Genomic DNA, 21,385 nt, shown 5'->3' with positions numbered 1-21,385 from the left:
GGTCGTGGGTTCGAGGCCCACCCCGCGCCACCAGATGTTTCGCTGGTCAGCAGCATCACTCGGGATGGATATGACGCCTGCGGCCTAGGGCACGCACACTCGCTGGACAGCGACGGGTTGCGTGGCCGCAGCGAGGTCGTGTCAGGTGTCACGAGACCTACTCGGTGAGCTGATTCTCGACGCACTGGTACAGGGTGTGACCGGTCGTCCAGACGCAGGCTTTCAGTTGGACCGTCTCTCCATTGCTGATGTTACCCACATCGATAAACGCCGCTTTCCCGCCGGCGTCATGCTCCGTGTACGTCTTGCCGTTATGGGTGACGGACAGCGACACGTGCATACCGTCACCATTCACGTCGACAACGTAGAAATTGTCGCGATCGAAGTGGTTTTGGATGTTGGCGTCGTAGTCGTCGAACATGGCGTATCCGTAGGTGCCCGCAACATATATGTCCCCAGCCCATTCATGCTCTGGCCAATCGTCGACGACGGCGCGCGTAGTGGCGGAAGGCTCCTTGCTTGCGAGGGACAGGACTGGCGGCGGGCCGGATGCGCTATCCGTAGGACTAGCCGAGGCCGGGCCAGACAAGCCAACAGTCGCGACAAGACCGACGGTCAATGCGGAGACGACAATGCCGAAGGCCAATGCGAAGCGCTTCTCGGACATGATTTGATCCTCTCGATGCGCCCGAAGGTCACGGTGGACTCTTGATTCCGGGAACCATACGGAGCCGTACTGTCACATCACTGCCACAACGCTGCCTCTTGCGGTGGGCGTGCCGTCGTGGTTCGATCAAAGAGATCGGACCAATTGCCCAGACCCCGTAGTTGGCTCGGATGGCTTGCGTTCTCGTAGGTTGACGAGCATCGGTCGTAGGAGTCGGAAGGGCGATGGGCGATGGGCGATCGCGCGGTGTCCCTGACCAGGAAAGACATAGACGGCGACATCCTCGCAGTAGGTAGCGTGGGCTCGGCGTGGTCGCCGCGAAGGAAGCACGACGTGATCGTGGACATTGGGCTCGGTCTACACACGTACTACGTGCCGTGGTCGACGGGCCGATCAGAGGTTCTCGTCGAGAACGGTCCCAACGGCAAGTATCTGCGGACTGACCGCGACATCTCGCAGAGGCACAACGGGTCGATCAGGAGCAACCTGAACGATCTGCCGGACCTCTGAGCGAGCACAGCTGCGGCTCGGGCGTGCTCGGCGTGGTGGTCGCGCTAGTTTCGTATGGCCGCGACGGTACCGATGGTCATCCAGTTATCGGTGGTCAGATAGCGCTCCTGGATGAGCAATCGCCGCCCGTGGCGATCACGATTGGTGGCGACCCAGCGGTCGGTGCCGCGCTCCTTGGGGAGTACGCGTCTCTCGGCGATCAGATGGTCGTCTTCTGTGATCAATCGCTGCGAATACAGGTCCATTGGGACTCACCATGGCCAGCATGCGCGTCACGAGGCCGGGTGTCTGCGAAATGGCCAGATCTGCCCGCACCTCGTCGGTACCGCTTGGAGACCGGATCGGCCGATCCGCCTTTGCGGTGAGCGCTCGATGCGATCCTCAGTGTCGATTCGCAGGACTTCCAGGAGATCTCGTAAGCCCGCGGCGCCCCGCTGGGTACGGCTACGTGGGCCGTAGGCCAGCGGGGCGCTCCGTCTCGGTTGCGCCGCTGGCGGGCTATTCGATGCGGCCGCTGCGGTGCAAGGTGGTGAGGGCGGCGCTCGCTGCGGGCGTGAATACTCCCGGCATGCGGCTGGTCGCCCAGGTGAGATCGCTGGCTGTGTGGTCCTCCATCTGGTGAGCCTTCGGCGTCTCGAAATAGATCGTCTCTGTGGCGACGCTGCGCTGGTGCGTGGTCGAGGGCGGCACGAGGGTCGACCGCTTCAGGGATCGCCGGTCGACGTCGATTCCGAGCCGGGATGCGTATCGTGTCAATACGTGGTGTGCGTCGTCACCATCGTGCAGCGCGCCGCCAGGAAGTCGGAGCGTGGGGTCATCCCGGGTTTGAGTCACCAGTAGGTGGTTCCGGTCGATGACGAGCAGGGCGGCGTCGATGCCGAGGCGAGACCTCGGCATCGGCTAGGATTTCGACGAACCGGACGCGATCCGGCCAAAGAGGTCGAGACGGGCATCGTGGTGACGCAGCCGAACGCTTGGATCGAGCAGGACGACCTGTCCGCCGTGTCGGATGACGCGCCGCGACGTGGTTAGCACCATCGCTTGCGCGACGGTCGACCAGTCGGCGAGGTCCCTCAGGTCGAGCAGCACGGTTGCCGGAGGATGCCCGGGTTTGGTGACGTGATCGAGTACGTCGGCGAACTGACCCAAGCTGCGGCCGGAGATGGTGCCACGAAGTGACAACGTGTATTGGCGATCGGCGTTGTCGTCGCTGTGCCCTTGAGCAGCGAAACCGTTTGCGAAGGTCCGCGAGGTTGTGTCCATTCGTACCTGTCCCGGTGATATGTCACCGGGGTCCAGGGCGACGTGCTCCCAGTCACAGACTAGGCCCACGCTCCTGATTGCACAATTGTCGGCATAGGCGGGGGGCCGTAGGCGCGGAATGCTCAGTCGGTCACCGGCTCGAACAGGTCGTCGAGCCCTTCGGGGTGGGTTACGGCACGGTGCGCGACGTCGGTGAGCCGTGCCTGGTGGCTCCTTGCGTAGTCGCGCAGCAACTGGAACGCCGTGGAGACGTCGACTCCGTGCGCCTGGGCGAGCGCGCCCTTAGCCTGCTCGATGGTGATCCGACTGTTCAGCGCGCCCTGGAGCTGCTCGCTGAGCGTTTCGGCGTGGCGGATGGCCTGCTCTTGCAGAATTGCGATTGTCGCGACGTCGGCGAGCGCCTGGATCACGCGGGTGTCGTGACTGTTCAACGCCGAGACGTCCCCGCCGAACAGGTTCAGGGCACCGATCGTCTTGTCCTGGAGCCTCATCGGAATGGCATGAACCGACCGGAATCCGTCCGCAAGCGCCCGGTCGGCGAACAGCGGCCACCGCGACCGGGCCTCGTCGAGGTCGGGGCTGAGTACCGGCTCACCAGTGCGATAGGTGTCCAGGCACGGGCCCTCGCTGTTCTGCAGCTGGAACAGCTCCAGCAGCTTCGCCTGCTCCGAGGACGAGGCCATGAACCGCAGCTGGCCGTGCTGATCGGCCAGCAGGAGGCCAGCAGCGTCGAGACCGCTGATCGTCACCGTCCTCGTGGCGAGATTGTGCAGGAACTCAACAAGGTCGAAGTCCGCGACGAGGGTGTCGGCAACCTCGACGAAGACCTCAGAAAGCTCATCCCTCGGGATCATCGTCTACCACCTCTGCCGTACAAACATACTTCGAACGGTGCCCAGGTCATAACGTCAGCCATCTCTCTCGAATCGTTCTCGGCCCGAGAGAACGTCGCGTGCCAGCTCGGTCAGGTCACGGCTCTGCAGAAACGCTCGGGCTCGCAGGTTTGCGAGCGCGTCTGCGAGGCTCACGCCGAGTTGAACCATCACCATGCCCTGGGCCTGGTAGACCTCGGAATGCGCATCGAGTATCGCAGCCATGGTCGAATCCGGGGGCACACCGTCGCCGTCGCCATCGAGCAGGATCTCGGTAGCGAGCTCCGCGAACGCGAACGCGAACGCCATCCGGTCACCGTCCAGCAGGGCAACCTCGTCCGACGCCAGAACCAGGACACCCAGATGGACAGCTCCGACATGAAGGGGAAGAGCGAACACCCCGGCCGTGCCGAGCTCCATTGCGAACCTCGCGTAAGCCGGCCACCGGGTTGCTCTGCTCAAGTCCGGCACTAAAACCGGCCGGCGCGACACTGTTGCGTCAGTCGACGGTCCCTCACCGAGCTCGAACTCGAGCTCAGCGATCCGCGCCACGTTCTGGTCCGACGAACCCGTCAACTGGGTTGCAGGACTCGTTGCCACCATCGTCAGCGCACCCGACAGCCCGAGTCCACGGACGGCCGCACGGCACAACCGGTCGATCGGCGCCCCGGCCGCGGCCTCGGCACGGACAAGAGCGATCGCCTGCGCACGCCATCCATCACCAGGCGCAGTGCCGTCCGCGACCAAGCCTCCCATCGACCATCCTCCGCCGGCATACCGCCAGGGACCGGGGCGGCTCAACGTTCCTGTCACTCACACTACCCCGCACCCACCGAACCGCGCCGCAATGAGGCGTGCTTCATTGGGTGTCTCCCGTCCTGGCCGTGGCGCACCCTGGGTAGCTCACGGCGACTGGGTCACCGGGTGATGTCACGCCCGTGGGCGGTCAGCGCCCAGATCACGAAGATGTCCACCGCGATGACCAGGATCGACCAGAACGGGTAGTAGGGGATGAACGCGAAGTTCACCAAGGCGCTCAGGACGGCCAGGATGACCCCGATCGTGCGACCCCAAACCCTGCCGTTCAGCACGGCGAAGCCGGCGAACAGCACGAGCAGGCCCATCAGCAGGTGGATCCAGCCCCAGTTGGTGGGGTCGAACTCGAGCAGGTAGTTGGGCGTGCTGACGTAGAAGTCGTCCTTGATCAGCGCCGCCAGGCCAACGAGGGACTGGAATCCGCCGGCCATGATCATCATCACTCCGGCGAACATGATGAACCCGGTGGCCCAGCCACTGGGCGGCGGTGCCTGCCGTTGGCCGGCGTCGTGGTAGTTCGAAGTGGTCTGCTCGGACATGGTCGAGCCTCCTAGATTTCGAGCAGTCGCGGATGTGCGGCGCGAGGTTGCGTGCCTCGACGACGACGTACTCCGCCAGCGTGCCGTCACGGGTCCAGTCCGTGGGGCCGAACAACCGCTGTCCCACCGGTGGCCCCGCCGCTCCGTAGCTGAGGGCAGTGACCACCGGCCACCTCATGGCCGGGGATCGTCGACGTCCGGTCACGGCCGAGGCGATCGATCCAGGTCGAGGGCCACTCCAGCTCGTTCCCCGGTGAATCCCGACGCATGAACTTCTACGACTTCTCTGCACCTGTCAAGCACACAGCTCGTGAGCCAGCGGAGCTGGAATCAGACCGGAACCGTTCGATTCAGGGCGTACGCCCTACTTATCTCCCCGGTGATCGAGGACCGCGAACTCAGGGTCGGAGCCGTCGTCGGGTAGACACGAGAGTTCGGCCTCGGAGAACTTTGCGTCTGTTGCCGTGAGGTAACCGCCACTTCCGTCGACGTCATCGCCAACGTCTACCTTTCCGATGTTTGGAACTCGTATGGCGTCACCATTGTTGACCACCTTCGAGCCCGGCGGAGCTAGGAGGACGTCGGCGCCCAGGGCGAAGCACCCGGCGTCGTTGACGCTCAGGGCGCCATGTACCAACGCTTCCATTGAGGACGACGCGGTTTTGTCCCAAGTCAAGAGCTGAGGGGTTTGACCTGTTGGGCCTTCATCGGGCTCGTTTTGTGAGGACGTGTCGTCTCCGCACCCCGCGAGCAGAAGAGCTGCCGACAGCGGAATGGCTAGCGAAGCTAGTTTGCGTGGTTTCATGATGGGTCACCTCTGAAGGATGTGGGCATCGAGGAAGTAGAGACGTCCGACGCGTGTGAAGAAGCTTGCGTTGCCCGCGTTTCCACCGGAGTGAGTTCCGCGTGCGGTGGTTCCGAGGAACCAAGGCCCACCGCTATCGCCACCCGCAGAGACGTCGTCACGTGTGACGTCCAATCCGCAGTAGCGGTGACCGGATAGGACCTCACATGTGTCCTGGTTGACGACGTACGTGCATGAACGGCCCGTCGTGCCTCCCCAGTGACAGATTGCGGAGCCGTCGGGTGCGTTCGCCACCCTCCGAACAGTCCGGTCATCGTTGCGCGAGTGACGGAACTGACGATTAGTGCTGTGCCTTCGCAGGGTCCGGTGAAACTGCAGATCGACAGCATTGTAGGAGGTTTGCGCAGGGTTCCTACTGATGATCCCGCGCCGATTTCGATACTCGAGCCGATTCGGGCAGTGACGTGCCGTCAGGGCACCGCGGTTTCCGTGGCGGCGCGCCGTGAAGCCAGCCGTGCAGGAACGCGACCCACCGCGAAAGAGATTCCGTCCACCCTGGACCGTGGCTTCGGTCACGGATGGCTCCCGGCTGTCGTCGCGGTCAAGCACGACGCCGACGGGGAGCCGTTGATACGGGCGCCCTTGTGCCGCGTCGGCTAGTCCAGCATCGAGAACCTGGGCAACTTCGTCATCGGTGGCTCCGTCCACCGCCGCGTACTCCAGACGAAACTCGTAGGATTGCGGGTCATAGCGCGTGCCCGCAGAATGAATCACATCCGGGTGGTCCGCGGCGGCTCCTGTTAGCGCGGCGGCGAGCGCAGCCAGCTCTCGAGCGGAGGCCGGCGCCCCGTACTGAACCTCAACATCGACCGGCAGAGCCTGTAGGTCGGCGAGAACCTCGGCATCGGGCATCTCGGTGAACTGAATCCAATAGTCGGCAACAGACTCGGGTCCCGACAAGCCAGCCCGGACGTAGATGTCATCGAGGCGCAATTCGCGTTCAGTGGCGAGCACGCTGAACTCGTCGATACCTTTATGGTCCGCCCTCACTGACTCGTAGTCGAGGCCCTCTTGCGTCGCAACCTGACGCAGGTCCTGCTCGAAAGTGCAGGCGATGGCGCCGTGTCGGCCCGACCAGTCCCCCGAATGAGCACCGAGCCCTGTGCGGTCGGTTCCGGACGAACCTCAGCCACGCGTGGCTCCGCTCCAACTGGCTCGTCACCAGAGGCAGTTGGTGAACCAACACCTGACCATGCTGCACCAACGAGTGCAGCTACGAAAGCAGACGAAATCCAGCGCGTCCTACCGGTACGATTCATCGAAGTGCCCCCTGTGATGCCGGCGACCACGGCATAACGCCAGACCGATGCTCAGGTCCAGCATGGACAACGAGGTCGCGTCTGGCAAGACATTGAGGCACGGACACGGCCTGTCCCTCCATCGGCTCGCCGAGCGAGAACCAACATTGCTCCCCTTGGACGTAGGTGGCCGCGATCCGGTTCCCGCGTATTGATTAGTTGTACTTTGGAGACTCAGGAGGCCGTTCACTCGGCTGCTCGGCATCGCGCAATGGAAAGGTAGAGGCAGGGCCAATTCACCTTCCCTTCTTTCGTCGTGCTGGCATGCCGAGGTCGACGGCCGGGATACGCCTGACGCGTAGGGCTTCTTCGCGTTTGGTCCTGAGGAAGCCGAGAGTCAAGTCGATGCCTTCGATCTCGCCGAGCCAGCCTTCCTCTTTGGCGCGTTTCGACGGGTGCGGACGTCGGTTTCGATCTCGACGAGCCGCTCGAGCATCTTGGGGTCGACGCGCAGCATGGGACAGCGGATGCAGGCGTGCTCATGGGTGCAGGGTGTCGCGTAGGGGCGGCCGCAGTTGCCGAGCTCGACCCACTCCTGACCGGTAACCGGGCGGTATTCCTCGTGCGGTCGCATCCCTCGCCGGCGGGTGAGGTGGGTCTGGTAGTGCCGCACGACGTCGTCGTCGAAAACGGCCACGTAGCCGCGGGTGGTTTCCAGATTCAGGTGGCCGAGTAGCGCGGCACCGATGTGGATCGGCAGACCAGCGTTGACTAGGTCGGTGGCGAACAGGCGCCGGAAGTCGTGCGGCGCGAACCTCACCCCAACAAACTTAGGATCGTTCTCGGCGATCTGTGCGCAGATCCGGTCCAGCATGCAGCCGACGGCGCCGGGTGTCGTGACCTCGTTGCGTTGCCCGATTCGGTGTTGGAACAGGAACGGCTGCGGCTCGGTGGTGACCCGCTCGTGGGTGTCGTAGCGGGTCGCCCGCGGCACCGTCGATCGCGCGCCGCCGGCGGTCAGACGGCGGATGATGCACGCCAACACATGGAACAACTCGGCCGAGACTGGAATCACGCGTTCGCGGTCGGTCTTCGACGGCGCGATGACCAGCATCGCGACCACTTCGCCGTTGGGCCGCTGATACTGGCGGATGCTCAGCTGGGACAGCTCAAGCAGTTCCTCGATCCTCACGCCGGTATGGCGGAAGACCTCGACGATCGCCCACTGCCAGAACGTGGTGTCTTCGGTCTGCGTCACATTCACCGCCTTGCCCGTGGTCTCGTCGAGGAAGCGAACGTTGGCTCGACCCTGCTGGCGGATCCGACGCCGGTCGGCGTCAGTGAACAGCCGCCGATAGACCCGGGAACCAACCGCGACCGTCTGCCCGGCCGGGGTGTCGGCCGCGGCTAGCAGGGTGGCCATGGTCCGGTGGCCATCGTCGACATGGGCGACCAGGACCGGCAGCAGCGGCTGCAGGCGGCGGGTCTGGTCCGCGGTCGCTTCGCGGGTGCGCCGCCGGCGCCGGGCGCCATCCTTGATTTCGCGGTGCGGGATCGGGCACGGCGCCACCCATGCGGCCCACCGTTCGGGTTCGTGTGCGGCCCAGGAGCCGATGTCGTAGTAGAAGGCGCGGACCGCAGTCAAGATCCCGTCGACGTACCGGCGAGGCTTGCCATCGCGTCGGGTGGCGATGGTCTCGCGCCACCGCTGGTAGACCTCCGGCGACAGCCGCAGGTCGGCCTGGTCGGGGTGGACGGTCTCGACCGTCTTCCAGAACACCCCGACCAGGGTGTGCGCCAGCGACTGCAGCGAGCTGTAGTCCAGGTCGTGGCTGCGTCGCTCCAGGTACCGCACCAGCACCTTGGCCACGCCCTGATGGTGCAGCTGGTGACGCTCGACCAGCTGGCGGCAGGTCAGCTGTGGCGCCCGCAGCGCGCCCCGCAGCGTCCCCGGCGTCTGCGCCGGGAAGTGGCCCATTTGGTGCATCACGTCCCAGGCCAGGTGGCCGACGTAGGTGGAGTAGCTGTAGGAGGCGAGCCCTGCGTCCCGTGTCGTGCGGGCGTGGTGCAAGAACGCCTCCGGCGTGAGGTCCGCGAACGCGATCCCACCGACGGTCAGCGCCGCTGCCACATCGAACACGGCGCGGCGTTTCCAATGCCGCGTGACATCCTGACAGTCGACGACGGTGAAGAATGCCTCCAGGTCGGGGTCGCGCTGGGCGATGCGGAACGCGCCCGGGTAGTCAGGGAACTGGTTGGAGCGGAACGCCTCCAGCGTGGGTTGCAAGACCCGTAGACAGAACAGCGCCTCCAGCCCTTGGGTCATCCACGCTCGAGGGCCCTCGCCTTCGGCGAGGTCGCGGACCGCACGGCCGCGGACGTTCAGTCCCGCCGCGTCGAACCGTTCCTGCCACCACTGCCCAGGGCTGTCGGCGAGATGACCCAAGAGCCGACGCAATCCGGTGTCACGGCTGCGGGTGCGGCTCGGTGCGTCCGTCGCCGCCCAGAGCTCCCGCGCGACACCGCGGATCGTGTCGATATCGGCGGCATCAAGCACACCGGCCGGACGCGGCGGAACCTCGGGGGTCGGTGCCGGTGCGGCGATCACCGCGGACGCGGCGAACCTGGTCCGTGGCACCTCCGGGCGGGCCGGACGCGGCTTCGGCCGGGTCAGCGACCTAGCCACCGAAGACCGCCTTCACATCCACGTCGTCATAGCCGGCCGCAAACCGCGGCGGCACTACCGTGGGGCGGGCGTAGTGTTCGGCGAGCTTGTCGAACAGCTCCTCGGTGCGCGGCTGCAGATACAACTCGGTGGTGGACAGGTGACGGTGTCGCAACACCGTCTGCACCTCCACCAACGTCAGCCTCGGGTCCGCGGCCATCCGCGCGGCCGCGGTATGCCGCAGGTCATGCAGCGTCCAGTTGGTGCCCAACCGTTCGTCGGCGCGTTGCAGCACCCGGCGCATCGCCCAGTAGCTCAGCGGCCGCACCGGCCGCCGCAGCGTGCGCCACACCTCCTCGTCCGGCCCCACCCGACCGTGCTCGTCGAGGTACCACGACAGATAGCGGAACGCATCCGGAGAAGCCGGCAGCGGATCCAGGGTGCGGGTGCCCTTCGAGGTGACCCAGATCCGCTGTGCGGCCCAGTCGACCTGGCCGCCGCGCGGGCCCAGCAACTCGGTGGCGCGGGCTCCGCTGGAGACGTAGAACGCCAGCAATGCCCGATCCCGGTGGTTCCCCATCGCGGTGAACAGCTCCCCCCACAACGGGTCGGGAATCGACCGCGGCACCCGCTCCGCGACCCTCTGCCGCAACGGTGCCCGCCGTACGGCGGCCGTCGGTTCGAGTGGGCTGCGGTGCGACAGCAGCGCCCGTCGCTCGGCCGACTCCGGAACCGGGTTCATCAATGGTCCCCGTCCCATCTGCAGGTGGAAGCTGTAGAACGCGGACAGCACCGACAGCGCATGGTTGATCGTCGACGGCGCATGGTCAAGTCCTGCGGCGTGGTGTATCGCGTTCGTGTGATCCTTCGTTGGTTGGTCAGGCTGTGAGGGCGGGGAGTTCGGGTTCGGTCACCTCCTCGTCGGTGGATTCGTCGGTGTCGATGGCCTGTGAGCGGGCGAGCACGTCGAGGCCGAGGTAGCGGCGGCCTTCTGCCCATTCGTCATGTTGTTCGGCGAGGACGGCGCCGACGAGTCGGATGATCGCGTCGCGGTTGGGGAAGATCCCGACGACGTCGGTGCGGCGGCGGATCTCACGGTTCAGGCGTTCGTTGGGGTTGTTCGACCAGATCTGGCGCCAGATCTCCTTCGGGAACGCGGTGAACGCGCAGATGTCGGCGCGGGCATTCTCGAGATGCTCGGCCACGGCCGGGAGCTTGTCGGCCAGAGCGTCGAGAACGCGGTCGAACTGGGCGTGCACGGCCTCGGCGTCGGGCTGGTCGTAGACGCTGTGCAGCAACGCCTTGACCCACCCCCAACTGGACTTCGGAGTGACGGCCATCAGGTTCGCCGCGTAGTGGGTGCGGCACCGCTGCCAGGCCGCACCGGGCAGCGTCGCGGCGATCGCGGCGGTCAACCCGGCATGCGCATCGGAGGTCACCAGTCGCACGCCGGACAGGCCGCGGGCAACAAGGTCGCGGAAGAACCCCAGCCAGCCGGCTCCATCCTCGGCAGAGGTGACGTGCACGCCGAGGATCTCTCGGTGGCCGTCGGCGTTGACGCCGGTCGCGACGAGGGCGTGCACGGGGACGACGCGGCCGCCTTCGCGGACCTTGAGAACCAGCGCGTCGGCGGCGACGAACGTGAACGGTCCGGCGTCGTCGAGCCTGCGGGTGCGGAACTCCTCCACGTGTGCGTCGAGTTCGGCGGCCATGTCCGAGACCTGCGACTTGCTCAACCCGGTGATCCCGAGGGTCTCGACGAGTTTGTCCATCCGCCGCGTGGAGACGCCGAGCAGATAGCAGGTCGCAACCACGCTGGTGAGTGCCTTCTCGGCACGTTTGCGACGCTTCGAGCAGCCACTCCGGAAAGTAGGAGCCCTGCCGCAGTTTCGGGATCGCGACATCGAGGGTGCCGGCACGGGTGTCGAAGTCACGATGGCGGTAGCCGTTACGACGATTCACACGTTCCTCGGAGACAGCGCCGTACTCGGCGCCGCACACGCTATCGGCCTCGGCAGACAGCAGTGTGTTGACGAAGGTCTGCAACATCGAGCGGAGCAGATCAGGGCTCGCCTGATCCAGCTGTTCGGCCAACAGGCGTGCAGGGTCGATACTGGGCTTGACGGTCATCGCGGTGCTCTTTCTTCGAGTCGGTTGTGAGAGATCACTCGAAGGATCACCCGATGACCGTCATCTACTCAGGCGACACGCTCACCGGGGAACCGATACACCACTCTGCCGGACGCCACTCGGCGCATATCCGGCCCGCAGCCGCGGTTTGCCGGTCTTCACGTTCACAGAGCCCGGCGGATCCACGTCGGCCCGGCTGCGGCGACGCTGCGCATTCGGCGCCGACCGTAGCCAGCCCACCAGCAACTCGACCTCGGCGCGAGTGGCCTTATCCCAGCCGACCTGGATCAATGTCAACAGGCGCCACCAGCGCAGCAGGTCATGGCCGTAGGAACGACACGTCAACGGGCTCGCATCACCGAGCACCTGAGCCGCCCCGGGATGTCTGGAGGCTTCATTCGTTGGAAGGATGAAGTTCATGGCACGTCCGTCGAAGTACCCGCGTGAGTTGCGGGAGCGCGCTGTCCGGATGGTTCTCGATTCCAAGGATGACTATCCGTCGGAGTTCGAGGCGATCCGGTCGATCGCTGCGAAGTTGGGAATCGGATCCTCGGAGACGCTGCGCAAGTGGGTCCGTCGGGCCGAGGTCGATGCCGGGGAGCGTCCCGGGACCACGACTGAGGAGTCGGCGCAGCTGAAGGCGTTGAAGAAGGAGAACGCGGAGCTGCGGCGGGCCAACGAGATCCTCAAGAGCGCGTCGGCTTTCTTCGCGGCGGAGCTCGACTGCCCACACCGGTTCTAGTCGATTTCATCGACGAACACCGGGACAGGTTCGGGGTCGAGCCGATCTGCAGGGTGCTGTCCGAGCACGGCTGCAGGATCGCCCCGTCAACCTACTACGACGCCCGGAAACGTCAGCCCAGTAAGAGGAAACGGCGTGATGAGGAGGTGAAGGCGCTGATCGAAGCCGAACGCGCCAAGAGCAAGTTCGTCCGACTGCTCGGTGCCCGCAAGATGTGGCTTCGGCTACGCGGCCAGGGCCACGAGGTGGCCCGCTGCACGATCGAGCGGCTCTACCGCGAGATGGGGATCAGTGGCGTCACCCGGGCGAAAGGCCCGCGGACCACGATCGCTGACGAGCACGCCGAACGACCCGTCGACCGAGTCGATCGGCTGTTCGCGGCGAACCGGCCGAACGAACTGTGGTGCGCGGACTTCACCTACGTGCCGACCTGGTCGGGGATGGTCTACGTCGCGTTCGTCTTCGACGTGTTCTCCCGCCGGATCCTGGGCTGGCGGGCCGCCACCACGATGACCACCCCGCTGGTGCTGGACTGCCTCGAACAGGCGATCTGGACCCGCCAGCGCGAAGGAGTCGACGACCTGTCCGGACTCGTGCATCACACCGACGCCGGGTCCCAATACACATCGATCGCGTTCACCGAACGCCTCATCGACGCCGGAGTCGACGCCTCGGTCGGATCCGTCGGCGACGCCTACGACAGCGCCCTGGCCGAATCCCAGATCGGGCTCTACAAGAGCGAACTCATATGGCCACACGGACCCTGGAGGAACCGAGAACACGTCGAAATCGAAACCCTGGACTGGGTGCACTGGTTCAACCACCAGCGCACCCACGAATCCGTCGACGACCTGACCCCGATCCAGGTCGAACAATTCCACTACACTCACCGAACCCGCCTCCCCGAGGCGAGCTGACACACCAAACCGAGTCTCCGGACTCGCCGGGGCGGCTCAACCAGCTCCCGCAGGAACTCGCTGACGTAGGTGATCGGCTCACCTGAACTGTCCACCACGACGTACGGAAGCTCGCCATCCTCGGCAACCTCTACCCGCCCGATACCGGGCAGCTGAGCATGCCCCTCCAACAACGACTGCCGGACGTCCATCAGCAATTAACTCCGCACCACGGGCCCACGAGATCCGGGACGACCATAGTGCAGTCAACATGGCGACATCGCCTTAGTTCGCGCCGTCAAGGCTGGCGAGCCTCAGCACGTCCGGCTCGGGCCGCTCGGCCAGCTTCATGCCAGCCGTTCCCGCAGCCTTGTCCGTCACCACGATCGCTTTCATTCTTGAATATTTCCCCGTTGGGCCGCGCCTGCTTCCGTTCCGACGTGACCGTGGCGGCGTTGTCTCGGCGTCCTCACGAACGAATCTGGATGATGGTCTTCCCTTGACCCGCTCGGTCGGGTTGAAGGCAGCGACGGCCTCATCGAAGGGCGCGACGTTGCCGATGTCCGTCCGCAGGCGTCCGTCTCGCGCCCGCTGGACGACCTCACTCAGTTGGGCGCGGTCGGCTACGACAACGAAGTCGATCGCCAGGCCGTCCGAGGGCCGGGCATCGGGCGGGCCCTCGATCGTCACCAGGGTTCCTCCGGCTCGAACCAGACCCGCGGACCGCTTCCCGACGTCCCCACCGATCACGTCGAATACCAGATCGACTCCGGCGACGTCTTCCAGTGGCTCGTTGTCGAGGTCGACGAACTCCTGCGAGCCGAAGTCGAGTGCCGTCGGACGGTCGGCAGCGCGTCCCGTGCCGATGACGTACGCGCCGGCCTCACGCGCGAGCTGGGTAGCCATCGATCCGACGCCGCCGGCCGCACCGTGCACGAGCACGGTCTGCCCCGGTTGAAGGCGGCCGTGCTCGAACAGCCCTTGCCATGCGGTCAGACCCGAGATCGGTAGGCTCGCGCCGGTCGTGAAGTCGACGTCGCCCGGCAGCGGCGCGAGGTTGCGTGCCTAGACGGCCGCGTACTCCGCGAGGGTGCCGTCGCGAGTCCAGTCGGTGAGGCCGAACACCCGCTGCCCCACCGAGAGCCCCGCCGTTCCATAGCCGAGGGCGCTGACCACACCGGCAAGCTCATGGCCGGGGATCGACGGTGTGCGATCGCGGTCGAGGCGATCCGTCCAGCTCGATGGCCACGACAGTTCGCCCGGGGTGAATCCCGAGGCGTGAACCTCAACCAGGACGTCGTTCCCCGCGGGCTCCGGTTGGGGCCGTTCGGCCAGCTTCATCCCGGCCGTTCCCGCGGCCTGATCCGTCACCACAATCGCCTTCATCGGGCACCTTCCCGTATCCGCTCTTTGCCTGCGCGGCAGGTACGCTCGCGCTAACAGGACGATATCGTCCAGATTAGTACAGTGCCGCATGCCCGGCAAGCAGCGATCGCCGCCTGGAACGGGCACCGTTCGTGAGGTGGTCCCGTCAGTACGATGGCGATGTGGACGAGAGCTCACAGACGGCAGCGGCAACGCGGTTGACGGCGCGCGGCGCGAAGACGCGGGCGCGAATCGTCGCTACCGCGGCCGATCTGATGCGCGTGCGAGGAGTCGGTGGAACGACTCTGGACGATGTCGTCTCGGCGAGCACCGTCAGCAAGTCGCAGCTGTACCGACATTTTGATGACAAGCCGGCGCTGGTACGGGCAGTGATCGAGTTTGTGGGCGAGCGAACGATCGCCGGTGAGCGAGAACGCCTGGAGAAGGTCAGGACGCTCGCGGGCCTTCGACGTTGGCGGAATGCATTTGTCGAGCAGAATGCATTGCAAGAGGGCCGGTACGGGTGCCCGTTGGGCTCTTTGGCGAACGAGGTTTCCGATCAGGACTCGGTCGCACGCGGGAAGCTCCACGACCTGTTCATGGCGTGGCAAGAACTATTCGAAGATCTCCTTCACCGGTTTCAACGCGAAGGCGTCATTCCGCGGGACGCCGACGTGGCCCAACTTGCTACGGGGTTCGTGGCGGCTGTCCAGGGCGGCTACTTGTTGGCGCAGACCTCCCGCGACGTCACGCCGATGGCTTCGGCAATCGACATGTCCGTCACACATCTCCTTCTGCTCGCCCGCGAGCAGGAGGAAGCATCGTAGGGAGCACGCGCGGAGGAGAGTACGTGCCGATGGCGTACCGGAAGGAGTTGCTCAGGCGGTAGCCACCTGATGGCGTGCGGAAGGGGCGGGCAGCGCGGATGACCGTAGCGGCTTTCGCCTTGACGGTGCTTGGGTCCTCGCCGAGCAGAACGGCGCGCACGAGAGTGTCGTCGTCGGGAACACTCCAAGGGGTATCGACGACACCTGCAACGACGATGTCCAGATCGCAGCCGGTGAACAGCGTCTCCAGGCCGCCGGGATGGCGCAGGTCACCTGCTGGGATCGGGTTGAGGTCCGCGGCGTGGGCAACGGCTTCTTCGATGGTGTCCAGGTCGTTGAGTTCTGGCTGTGCCCAGTTGGCGACGGCGACGAGTCCGCCTGGCTTGGTCACCCGGGCCAGCTCGAGGAGAGCATCGTGTGCGTCCTCGGCGAACTGCACGGCGTTGACGGAGGTTGCGAGGTCGAATGCGTCGTCGGGCCACGGTAGGCGCTCAGCGGAACCGAGTCGTACGTCGGCACGAGGGATCTGGGCGCGGGCGAAGTCGACCATTCCCGGCGCCGGATCCATGCCAGCGGTCGATGCGCCCAGGGCGTCCACGTACGCGAGCAGGTCTCCGGACCCGCAACCGACGTCAACCACCTTCGTACCGGGACCGACGCCTGCGGCCTCGGCGATCACCTGCCAGAGTGGAGCGGCCAGACCGCCCCACAGATCTAACCAGTCGGCCGCCACCGCCGACCAGCGATCGGGGTCTGCTCCGTCCATCAGCCGAGGTCATCGCGGCTCGGGTGCCGGCCCGTTTCGGCGAGCGGCACGTCGGCCGTCGTGACGGGCACCTGTAGACCGTGCCCGGTCGACAAGTCCGCGTCGGTGGCGACCAACTCAATACCCGTCACATGCTCCTCCTGGTTGCGTTGAGCCGACGGTCGGTGCGCTTGACGGGCGCACGGAATGAGCCGGCTTCACCGGCAGAGCGCGGTACCGAGGCGCCTGATCACCTCGGCTTCGTCGGGATCGTCGGCGGCCGGGGCATGCTCGGTGATTGCGGCGCCGACGATGTTGCCCAGCCGCGAGATGAGGTCGGCCAGCTGGGACGCTGCGACGCCATCCGGCTCCGGATAGCCGATCGAAGCGAACTCCGTCGGGTCGAGCACATCAAGGTCGAGATGAACGTACGTCGGGCCGGTGAGCCCGTCGAACGCGTCTTCGAGCTGGTCGACGTCGTGGACGCGAAGCCCGGCCCGGCGTAGGTACGCGCGCTCGCTGGCGTCGCCGGCCCTGACCCCCGCGAGGACGAACTGGTCTGGCGTCAGCGGGTGCGTCGGAGTGAGCGCGGCGGGTCCGTCTCCCAGCAAGGTGCGGACGACCATCCCGTGGAACGCCCCCGAAGCCAGGTCGTCCGGTCCGTAGACGTCAGGGTGCGCGTCGAGCCACAGCACGGTCAGCCGCTCGCCATACCGTCGACGCGCGGCGGAGATCGGCGCGACATCGACCCCGCAGTCACCGCCGACGGTGATGACGAAGTCGTCGATCGCCGCGTGCAGCTCAGCGGCGAGCCTCAGATTGCGGACGAGTACGTCGCGGCCGCGAACCCCGTCGAGGATCTGGGTCCCGTCGCTGGCAGCGGGAACCGTCACCACTCGGTCGGCCGGTAGGAGCTCGGCGGTCCGGTGTGCGCCTGGGGAGAGCCGTGACGCATTCTCGGCCACCGAGCCCTGCGATTGTGGTATGCACAGCACTGTTGTCATGTCTACTGCTCCGAATGAACGAAATGGGAGATGAGCTTCAGCGCCAACCGACGCCCAACACCGTGCTACTGCGGACGGTGCACCGTCGCCGGTCAGCGAGGTGACGCGTCGGTCCATCCCGCCCGGTTCTGCCGCAACAGCCGCCGCAGCGCGTGGGTGTGCGCGGATACATCCACGCGAGCGCTGAGCATCGATGCACTCAGCGGCGTGAGAGCGCCCACTCGGATCACGGCTGTCAGCTACAAGCCGTTCGTTCCGGTTGTCCATGGGCCACTCGACTCGCGCGTGCCGGTCGAGCAATTGACAGTGTGCTGTCGACTGGTAGAATGACAGCACACTGTCAAAGGAGTGGTTATGAAGAACGTAGTGCTGTACCTGACCGACACGATGGCCGACTGGGAGTACGGGCACGCCGTCGCCGGTCTGGCGATGGCAGAGGAGGTTATGCCTGGACGCTTTCGGCTGCTGACGGTCAGCGACGGCGCAGCAGACAACGTCACGACGAAGGGTGGTCTGCGGATCCAGCCGGACGCGACGCTAGCCGAGCTGGACGAGAGTCAGATCGCGATGCTCATCCTGCCCGGAGCCGACACCTGGGCCGAGGGGCATGACGGCGCATTGAGCCTGGCCGAGCGACTGCTCGCCTCAGGTACGCCGGTCGCCGCGATCTGCGGCGCGACGCTCGGTCTGGCGCACAGCGGACTGCTTGACGGACGTACGCACACCAGCAACGCCCGCGACTTCCTCACCGGGGTCCCCGGGTACAACGGGGCAGATCAGTACGTGGACGCGAAGGTGGCGGTCGATCGCGACGTGATCACCGCGCCCGCGGTGTTCCCCGTCGACTTCGCGAAGGCGATCTTCGAGCGGCTCGAGCTGTTCCCGCCGGCGATCACGGACGCGTGGTACGGCCTGTACTCGACGGGCGAACGCAGGTTTTACGACGATCTCCTCGCGGCGGCGCAGTGAGTCGTACGCCGGCGGGCGATGCCCTCACCGACCTCGTGCTCCCGGTCTTCGAGCTCAACGGTGAGTTCCTCGCGGCGGCGGAGGACATCAGTCGCCCGGTGGGCCTGACGCCCGCATGGTGGCAGGTGCTCGGCGCAACCCTCGAGGAGGCACTGCCCGTCGCCGAGATCGCGCGGAGGGTCGGCCTGGGCCTTGCGCGGCAGAGCGTGCAGCGCGTCGCCGACCGGCTGGTCGAGCAGGGCTGGGCGCAGTACGTCGAGAACCCGCATCACCGGCGAGCCAAGCTGCTCGAGCCAACCCCTGCGGGGCGTCGCGCGCTCAAGCGACTGAGCAAGGACCAGCACGCATGGGCGAACGCAGTGAGCGAGCAGATCGGGGCAGCCGACCTCGCCAAGGTGCGCGACATCCTGCAGCGCATCAGTGCCGCGTCGCGGGCGTACCGGGAGGCGTAGTCACGGCATACTATGCGGACACCCGGACGACCACGCCCATAGGAGATCCGCGCACATGACGCAGTCGCTCGACAGGCAGCACGGCCATCGCGAGAGCGTGATCGGCCAGGGCATCGCCTGGCTGGCTCGCTGGAGCATGCGCTGGATCATCATCGCAATCGCGGCGTACCTGATGGTGTGGCTGGTCGGTCGGCTCTGGACGATCGTGCTGCCGGTCGCGCTCGCCCTGATCGTGAGTACCGTGCTGGCGCCGCCGGCGAGGTTCCTGCGCGAGAAGGCGAAGTTCCCACCGGCGCTCGCGGCCATCAGCGTCATCCTGGGCGGGTTCGCGATCGTCGGGGGAGTGCTGTGGGCGATCGCCCCCTCCGTCGCCGACCAGGTCGGTGACATCGCGAAGGACGCGAGCGAGGGCCTCACCAAGGTCGAGGAGTGGCTGATCGACGGGCCGATGAACGTCTCCGACGATCAGATCAGCACGGCCATCGAGGCCGCGCAGGACAAGCTGACCGAGAGCGCGAGCACGATCGCGTCCGGTGCGCTCACCGGGGTGGGCGCCGTTACCGGCTTCATCGTCGGCGCCGCGCTCGTGCTCGTCCTGACCTTCTTCTTCGTCAAGGACGGTCCGCGCTTCCTGCCGTGGCTGCGCCGGGTTGCCGGAGACAAGGCCGGGGGTCACATCGACGTGGTGCTGCTCCGTTGCTGGGTCACCCTGGGCGGCTTCATTCGTACGCAGGCGATCGTGAGTTTCGTCGATGCCGTCTTCATCGGCATCGGGCTGCTGATCGTCGGCGTTCCGCTCGCGGTTCCGCTTGCCATCATGACGTTCTTCGGTGGGTTCATCCCGATCGTCGGCGCGTTCGTGTTCGGAGCACTCGCCGTGCTCGTCGCGCTCGTGTCGAACGGCGTGACCGGAGCGCTCATCGTGCTCGCCATCATCCTCGGCGTCCAGCAGCTCGAGGGCAACGTGTTGTCGCCGTGGTTGCAGGGCCGCAGCATGAAGCTGCACGCCGCCGTCATCCTGCTTGCCGTCGCCCTGGGAAGTACGTTGTTCGGTATCACCGGTGCGTTCCTGGCCGTGCCGGTCGTCGCCGTGGTCGCCGAGATGCTGCGCTACCTCAACGAGACGATCGAGACGGGCGCCGAGCCGCACGAGGATTCCGCCGCGAACGACGAGCTGCCCGACGCGGAGCCCGACGAGTCGCCGGACCCGCGCGACGACGGTGGCCCGGACGACCTCGACGAGAAGCTCGAGTCAGGTTCCTGACGCGATGGCGCGTACGGCGTCGCGGATCGGCGTCGCGCCGCCGACTACCTCGAACGTGGTGCCGACCGTGCCGGGCTCCTCGAGTGTCCGTGCGAGTACGGCGGCGACGTCGGCCCGGGGGATCTCGCCCCGGTCGACCGACTCCGCGAGCTCGACCGCGCCCGTTGCCGAGTCGTTGGTCAGCCGCCCGGGCCGGACCACCGTCCAGTCGAGCTCGCTCTCCCGCAGCGCGGCGTCGGCCGCGCCCTTCGCGACCAGGTAGATCTGGAACACGTCGTCGGAGTCCGGGTCGCCGTCGTCGGCCCCCATGGCCGAGACCATCACGTACCGCATCGTGCCGGTCAGCTGGGCCGCGGCGATCAGGAGCAGGGCCCCGTCGCGGTCCATCGTCGCCTTACGGCCGGCGCCGCTGTTCGGGCCCGCGCCGGCCGCGAACACGACCGCGTCGGCGTTGCCGACCGCCTCCGCGAGCCGGGTCGCGGTGGTGTCCTCGAGGTCGAGTACGACCGGTTCGGCGCCCGCTGCGCGTACGTCATCGGCGTGGTCGGGGTTGCGGATGATGGCGGTCGACGTGTGACCGGCGGCGGCGAGCTCGCGCTCGAGGTGCAGGGCGATCTGGCCGTGCCCTCCGGCGATAGCGACATGCATACGTTCTCCTCTCGAGACGACGATGCAATGATCCCACTCTCTACCGGTCGCGCTCGTCCCTCGCTCTCTCCTCGCCGCTCCCGCAACCTGTCGCGCTCGTCGACCCGCTCGTGCCTCGCTCTCTCCTCGCCGCTCCGCGGCCGGGCTGCTTGGTCTCGCCCGACCCCATAGGGCACAATGGGCGCGGAACCGGAACTCCGGGCGACGAGATGGCTGGGGAAGGCGATCGTCGTCGACCAAGGAGGCAACGGTGTCCACAACGAGAGGCGTCTTGTACGTCCATTCCGCGACGTCAGCGTTGTGCCCGCATGTCGAGTGGGCCGTCGCTGGCGTACTAGGCGTACCCCCGAATGCCGAATGGACCCCGCAACCGGCCGAGCAGGGTACGCATCGGTGTGAGGTGTCCTGGCAGGGTCGCTCCGGTTCGGCGGCCCAGCTCACCTCGGCGCTACGCGGCTGGCAGCAGCTGCGGTTCGAGGTCACCGAGGACGGTACGGGCGGCGCGGAGGGCGCCCGCTACTCGTACACGCCGACGCTCGGTGTCTTCCACGCCGTCACCGGCATGCACGGCGACATCATGATCCCCGAAGACCGGCTCAAGGCCGCCGCGGTGAAGGCGTCGCTCGGTGAGTCGACGCTCGAGATCGAGGTCGACCGGCTGCTCGGACGGGCCTGGGACGACGAGCTCGAATCGTTCCGGCACGCGGGTGACGGCGCGCCCGTGCGCTGGCTGCACCAGGTCGGCTGACGGCCGCACGTTCGGTCGCTGCGCCGCCTTACCGAAGGAAATCTGGATATCGTTTGGTAAGACGGGATGATGGCGAAGGAACCGGACGGGACCGACGCTGCGTACGTGACAGCTCCATCCGGTCGTCCGAGTCGCCACGGGTAGTGCTCGTACGTGACCG

At 66.3% G+C, this 21,385-nt stretch carries 25 protein-coding genes, 1 pseudogene and 1 other annotated feature; of the genes and pseudogenes, 7 read left to right on the top strand and 19 right to left on the bottom strand.

The window, feature by feature from the left end:
• Nucleotides 1-157: 157 nt before the first annotated feature.
• Nucleotides 158-667 carry a hypothetical protein gene (locus L0C25_RS00730; RefSeq protein ID WP_271634461.1) on the bottom strand — a complete coding sequence of 170 codons (510 nt, stop codon included), beginning with the start codon at nucleotides 665-667 and terminating at the stop codon, nucleotides 158-160.
• 246 nt (nucleotides 668-913) lie between these two features.
• Between L0C25_RS00730 and L0C25_RS00725 the strand changes: the two genes are divergently transcribed.
• Nucleotides 914-1,177: a hypothetical protein gene (locus L0C25_RS00725; RefSeq protein WP_271634460.1), complete on the top strand. Its 264-nt coding sequence runs from the start codon at nucleotides 914-916 to the stop codon at nucleotides 1,175-1,177.
• Between the two features lie 44 nt (nucleotides 1,178-1,221).
• On the opposite strand, the gene L0C25_RS00720 is transcribed toward L0C25_RS00725, so the two are convergent.
• From L0C25_RS00720 to L0C25_RS00665, 12 genes and pseudogenes are all read right to left on the bottom strand, one after another.
• Nucleotides 1,222-1,422 carry a hypothetical protein gene (locus tag L0C25_RS00720; protein ID WP_271634459.1) on the bottom strand — a complete coding sequence of 67 codons (201 nt, stop codon included), beginning with the start codon at nucleotides 1,420-1,422 and terminating at the stop codon, nucleotides 1,222-1,224.
• 253 nt (nucleotides 1,423-1,675) lie between these two features.
• A complete protein-coding gene (locus tag L0C25_RS00715; protein ID WP_271634458.1) occupies nucleotides 1,676-2,074 on the bottom strand; it encodes a hypothetical protein in 399 nt (132 codons plus the stop codon).
• 3 nt (nucleotides 2,075-2,077) lie between these two features.
• Nucleotides 2,078-2,440, bottom strand: coding sequence for an STAS domain-containing protein (locus L0C25_RS23940; RefSeq protein ID WP_333908556.1), 363 nt, complete (start codon nucleotides 2,438-2,440; stop codon nucleotides 2,078-2,080).
• 122 nt (nucleotides 2,441-2,562) lie between these two features.
• A complete protein-coding gene (locus L0C25_RS00705; RefSeq protein ID WP_271634456.1) occupies nucleotides 2,563-3,294 on the bottom strand; it encodes a GAF and ANTAR domain-containing protein in 732 nt (243 codons plus the stop codon).
• 54 nt (nucleotides 3,295-3,348) lie between these two features.
• The gene (locus L0C25_RS00700; RefSeq protein WP_271634455.1) at nucleotides 3,349-4,068 is read right to left on the bottom strand and encodes a GAF and ANTAR domain-containing protein; all 720 of its coding nucleotides are present in this window, start codon (nucleotides 4,066-4,068) and stop codon (nucleotides 3,349-3,351) included.
• A gap of 161 nt (nucleotides 4,069-4,229) precedes the next feature.
• A complete protein-coding gene (locus L0C25_RS00695; RefSeq protein ID WP_271634454.1) occupies nucleotides 4,230-4,667 on the bottom strand; it encodes a DUF7144 family membrane protein in 438 nt (145 codons plus the stop codon).
• A 364-nt stretch (nucleotides 4,668-5,031) separates the two neighbouring features.
• Nucleotides 5,032-5,472: a hypothetical protein gene (locus L0C25_RS00690; protein ID WP_271634453.1), complete on the bottom strand. Its 441-nt coding sequence runs from the start codon at nucleotides 5,470-5,472 to the stop codon at nucleotides 5,032-5,034.
• Between the two features lie 6 nt (nucleotides 5,473-5,478).
• Nucleotides 5,479-6,486, bottom strand: coding sequence for a S1 family peptidase (locus L0C25_RS00685; protein ID WP_271634452.1), 1,008 nt, complete (start codon nucleotides 6,484-6,486; stop codon nucleotides 5,479-5,481).
• A 681-nt stretch (nucleotides 6,487-7,167) separates the two neighbouring features.
• Nucleotides 7,168-9,378, bottom strand: coding sequence for a site-specific integrase (locus L0C25_RS00680; protein WP_271634451.1), 2,211 nt, complete (start codon nucleotides 9,376-9,378; stop codon nucleotides 7,168-7,170).
• Between the two features lie 70 nt (nucleotides 9,379-9,448).
• A complete protein-coding gene (locus L0C25_RS00675; protein ID WP_271634450.1) occupies nucleotides 9,449-10,228 on the bottom strand; it encodes a tyrosine-type recombinase/integrase in 780 nt (259 codons plus the stop codon).
• An 85-nt stretch (nucleotides 10,229-10,313) separates the two neighbouring features.
• Nucleotides 10,314-11,565 (bottom strand): annotated as a pseudogene (locus L0C25_RS00670) (IS256 family transposase).
• Nucleotides 11,566-11,646: 81 nt separating this feature from the next.
• Nucleotides 11,647-11,985: a hypothetical protein gene (locus L0C25_RS00665; protein ID WP_271634449.1), complete on the bottom strand. Its 339-nt coding sequence runs from the start codon at nucleotides 11,983-11,985 to the stop codon at nucleotides 11,647-11,649.
• Here L0C25_RS00665 and L0C25_RS00660 point away from each other — a divergent pair.
• Nucleotides 11,984-13,224 (top strand): IS3 family transposase gene (locus tag L0C25_RS00660; RefSeq protein ID WP_271634448.1). Its coding sequence is split into 2 segments (ribosomal slippage): nucleotides 11,984-12,266 and nucleotides 12,266-13,224, totalling 1,242 coding nucleotides; the frame shifts between segments, so codons are not numbered across the junction. The two genes, L0C25_RS00665 and L0C25_RS00660, sit on opposite strands and share 2 nt — an antisense overlap.
• Nucleotides 12,265-12,393, top strand: a sequence feature (AL1L pseudoknot). Its footprint overlaps the gene before it by 129 nt.
• A 264-nt stretch (nucleotides 13,225-13,488) precedes the next feature.
• On the opposite strand, the gene L0C25_RS00655 is transcribed toward L0C25_RS00660, so the two are convergent.
• Nucleotides 13,489-14,109 (bottom strand): zinc-binding dehydrogenase, encoded by a 621-nt coding sequence (locus L0C25_RS00655; protein WP_271634447.1) that lies wholly within the window; start codon nucleotides 14,107-14,109, stop codon nucleotides 13,489-13,491.
• A gap of 159 nt (nucleotides 14,110-14,268) precedes the next feature.
• The gene (locus tag L0C25_RS00650; RefSeq protein ID WP_271634446.1) at nucleotides 14,269-14,589 is read right to left on the bottom strand and encodes an alcohol dehydrogenase catalytic domain-containing protein; all 321 of its coding nucleotides are present in this window, start codon (nucleotides 14,587-14,589) and stop codon (nucleotides 14,269-14,271) included.
• Between the two features lie 161 nt (nucleotides 14,590-14,750).
• Here L0C25_RS00650 and L0C25_RS00645 point away from each other — a divergent pair, with 161 nt between their 5' ends.
• Nucleotides 14,751-15,395, top strand: a complete 645-nt coding sequence (locus L0C25_RS00645; protein WP_271634445.1) for a TetR/AcrR family transcriptional regulator — start codon at nucleotides 14,751-14,753, stop codon at nucleotides 15,393-15,395.
• Here the strand turns inward: L0C25_RS00645 and L0C25_RS00640 are convergent.
• The 3 genes from L0C25_RS00640 to L0C25_RS00630 form a co-directional block, all read right to left on the bottom strand.
• On the bottom strand, nucleotides 15,349-16,161 hold the full coding sequence (locus L0C25_RS00640) for a class I SAM-dependent methyltransferase (protein ID WP_271634444.1): 813 nt from the start codon (nucleotides 16,159-16,161) through the stop codon (nucleotides 15,349-15,351). The genes L0C25_RS00645 and L0C25_RS00640 overlap by 47 nt on opposite strands.
• Nucleotides 16,161-16,292, bottom strand: a complete 132-nt coding sequence (locus L0C25_RS00635) for a hypothetical protein (protein WP_271634443.1) — start codon at nucleotides 16,290-16,292, stop codon at nucleotides 16,161-16,163. The genes L0C25_RS00640 and L0C25_RS00635 overlap by 1 nt, the downstream gene beginning before the upstream one ends.
• Nucleotides 16,293-16,358: 66 nt before the next feature.
• Nucleotides 16,359-17,105 carry an arginase family protein gene (locus tag L0C25_RS00630; protein ID WP_271634442.1) on the bottom strand — a complete coding sequence of 249 codons (747 nt, stop codon included), beginning with the start codon at nucleotides 17,103-17,105 and terminating at the stop codon, nucleotides 16,359-16,361.
• Between the two features lie 393 nt (nucleotides 17,106-17,498).
• On the opposite strand from L0C25_RS00630, the gene L0C25_RS00625 reads away from it, so the two are divergent.
• From L0C25_RS00625 to L0C25_RS00615, 3 genes are read left to right on the top strand one after another with little or no spacing between them, the layout of a single operon-like run.
• On the top strand, nucleotides 17,499-18,113 hold the full coding sequence (locus tag L0C25_RS00625) for a DJ-1/PfpI family protein (protein WP_271634441.1): 615 nt from the start codon (nucleotides 17,499-17,501) through the stop codon (nucleotides 18,111-18,113).
• Complete coding sequence (locus tag L0C25_RS00620) at nucleotides 18,110-18,565, top strand: MarR family winged helix-turn-helix transcriptional regulator (RefSeq protein ID WP_271634440.1); 456 nt, start codon at nucleotides 18,110-18,112, stop codon at nucleotides 18,563-18,565. Before L0C25_RS00625 ends, L0C25_RS00620 begins: the two co-directional genes overlap by 4 nt.
• 55 nt (nucleotides 18,566-18,620) lie before the next feature.
• Complete coding sequence (locus L0C25_RS00615; RefSeq protein WP_271634439.1) at nucleotides 18,621-19,829, top strand: AI-2E family transporter; 1,209 nt, start codon at nucleotides 18,621-18,623, stop codon at nucleotides 19,827-19,829.
• On the opposite strand, the gene L0C25_RS00610 is transcribed toward L0C25_RS00615, so the two are convergent.
• Nucleotides 19,818-20,477: an SDR family oxidoreductase gene (locus L0C25_RS00610; RefSeq protein WP_271634438.1), complete on the bottom strand. Its 660-nt coding sequence runs from the start codon at nucleotides 20,475-20,477 to the stop codon at nucleotides 19,818-19,820. The genes L0C25_RS00615 and L0C25_RS00610 overlap by 12 nt on opposite strands.
• Before the next feature lie 250 nt (nucleotides 20,478-20,727).
• Here L0C25_RS00610 and L0C25_RS00605 point away from each other — a divergent pair, with 250 nt between their 5' ends.
• Nucleotides 20,728-21,225 (top strand): DUF3145 domain-containing protein, encoded by a 498-nt coding sequence (locus L0C25_RS00605; protein WP_271634437.1) that lies wholly within the window; start codon nucleotides 20,728-20,730, stop codon nucleotides 21,223-21,225.
• Nucleotides 21,226-21,385 lie beyond the last annotated feature (160 nt).

Source organism: Solicola gregarius (assembly GCF_025790165.1).
GTDB lineage: Bacteria > Actinomycetota > Actinomycetes > Propionibacteriales > Nocardioidaceae > Solicola > Solicola gregarius.
This window is presented reverse-complemented; position numbering and strand designations above follow the sequence as displayed.

Coding starts and splice junctions, on each gene's coding strand:
- L0C25_RS00625 (WP_271634441.1), top strand. CDS start 17,499: ATGAAGAACGTAGTGCTGTACCTGACCGACACGATGGCCGACTGGGAG.
- L0C25_RS00690 (WP_271634453.1), bottom strand. CDS start 5,472: ATGAAACCACGCAAACTAGCTTCGCTAGCCATTCCGCTGTCGGCAGCT.
- L0C25_RS00610 (WP_271634438.1), bottom strand. CDS start 20,477: ATGCATGTCGCTATCGCCGGAGGGCACGGCCAGATCGCCCTGCACCTC.
- L0C25_RS00715 (WP_271634458.1), bottom strand. CDS start 2,074: ATGCCGAGGTCTCGCCTCGGCATCGACGCCGCCCTGCTCGTCATCGAC.
- L0C25_RS00695 (WP_271634454.1), bottom strand. CDS start 4,667: ATGTCCGAGCAGACCACTTCGAACTACCACGACGCCGGCCAACGGCAG.
- L0C25_RS00720 (WP_271634459.1), bottom strand. CDS start 1,422: ATGGACCTGTATTCGCAGCGATTGATCACAGAAGACGACCATCTGATC.
- L0C25_RS00650 (WP_271634446.1), bottom strand. CDS start 14,589: ATGAAGGCGATTGTGGTGACGGATCAGGCCGCGGGAACGGCCGGGATG.
- L0C25_RS00655 (WP_271634447.1), bottom strand. CDS start 14,109: ATGGCTACCCAGCTCGCGCGTGAGGCCGGCGCGTACGTCATCGGCACG.
- L0C25_RS00700 (WP_271634455.1), bottom strand. CDS start 4,068: ATGGGAGGCTTGGTCGCGGACGGCACTGCGCCTGGTGATGGATGGCGT.
- L0C25_RS00665 (WP_271634449.1), bottom strand. CDS start 11,985: ATGAACTTCATCCTTCCAACGAATGAAGCCTCCAGACATCCCGGGGCG.
- L0C25_RS00640 (WP_271634444.1), bottom strand. CDS start 16,161: ATGGACGGAGCAGACCCCGATCGCTGGTCGGCGGTGGCGGCCGACTGG.
- L0C25_RS00705 (WP_271634456.1), bottom strand. CDS start 3,294: ATGATCCCGAGGGATGAGCTTTCTGAGGTCTTCGTCGAGGTTGCCGAC.
- L0C25_RS00615 (WP_271634439.1), top strand. CDS start 18,621: ATGACGCAGTCGCTCGACAGGCAGCACGGCCATCGCGAGAGCGTGATC.
- L0C25_RS23940 (WP_333908556.1), bottom strand. CDS start 2,440: ATGGACACAACCTCGCGGACCTTCGCAAACGGTTTCGCTGCTCAAGGG.
- L0C25_RS00730 (WP_271634461.1), bottom strand. CDS start 667: ATGTCCGAGAAGCGCTTCGCATTGGCCTTCGGCATTGTCGTCTCCGCA.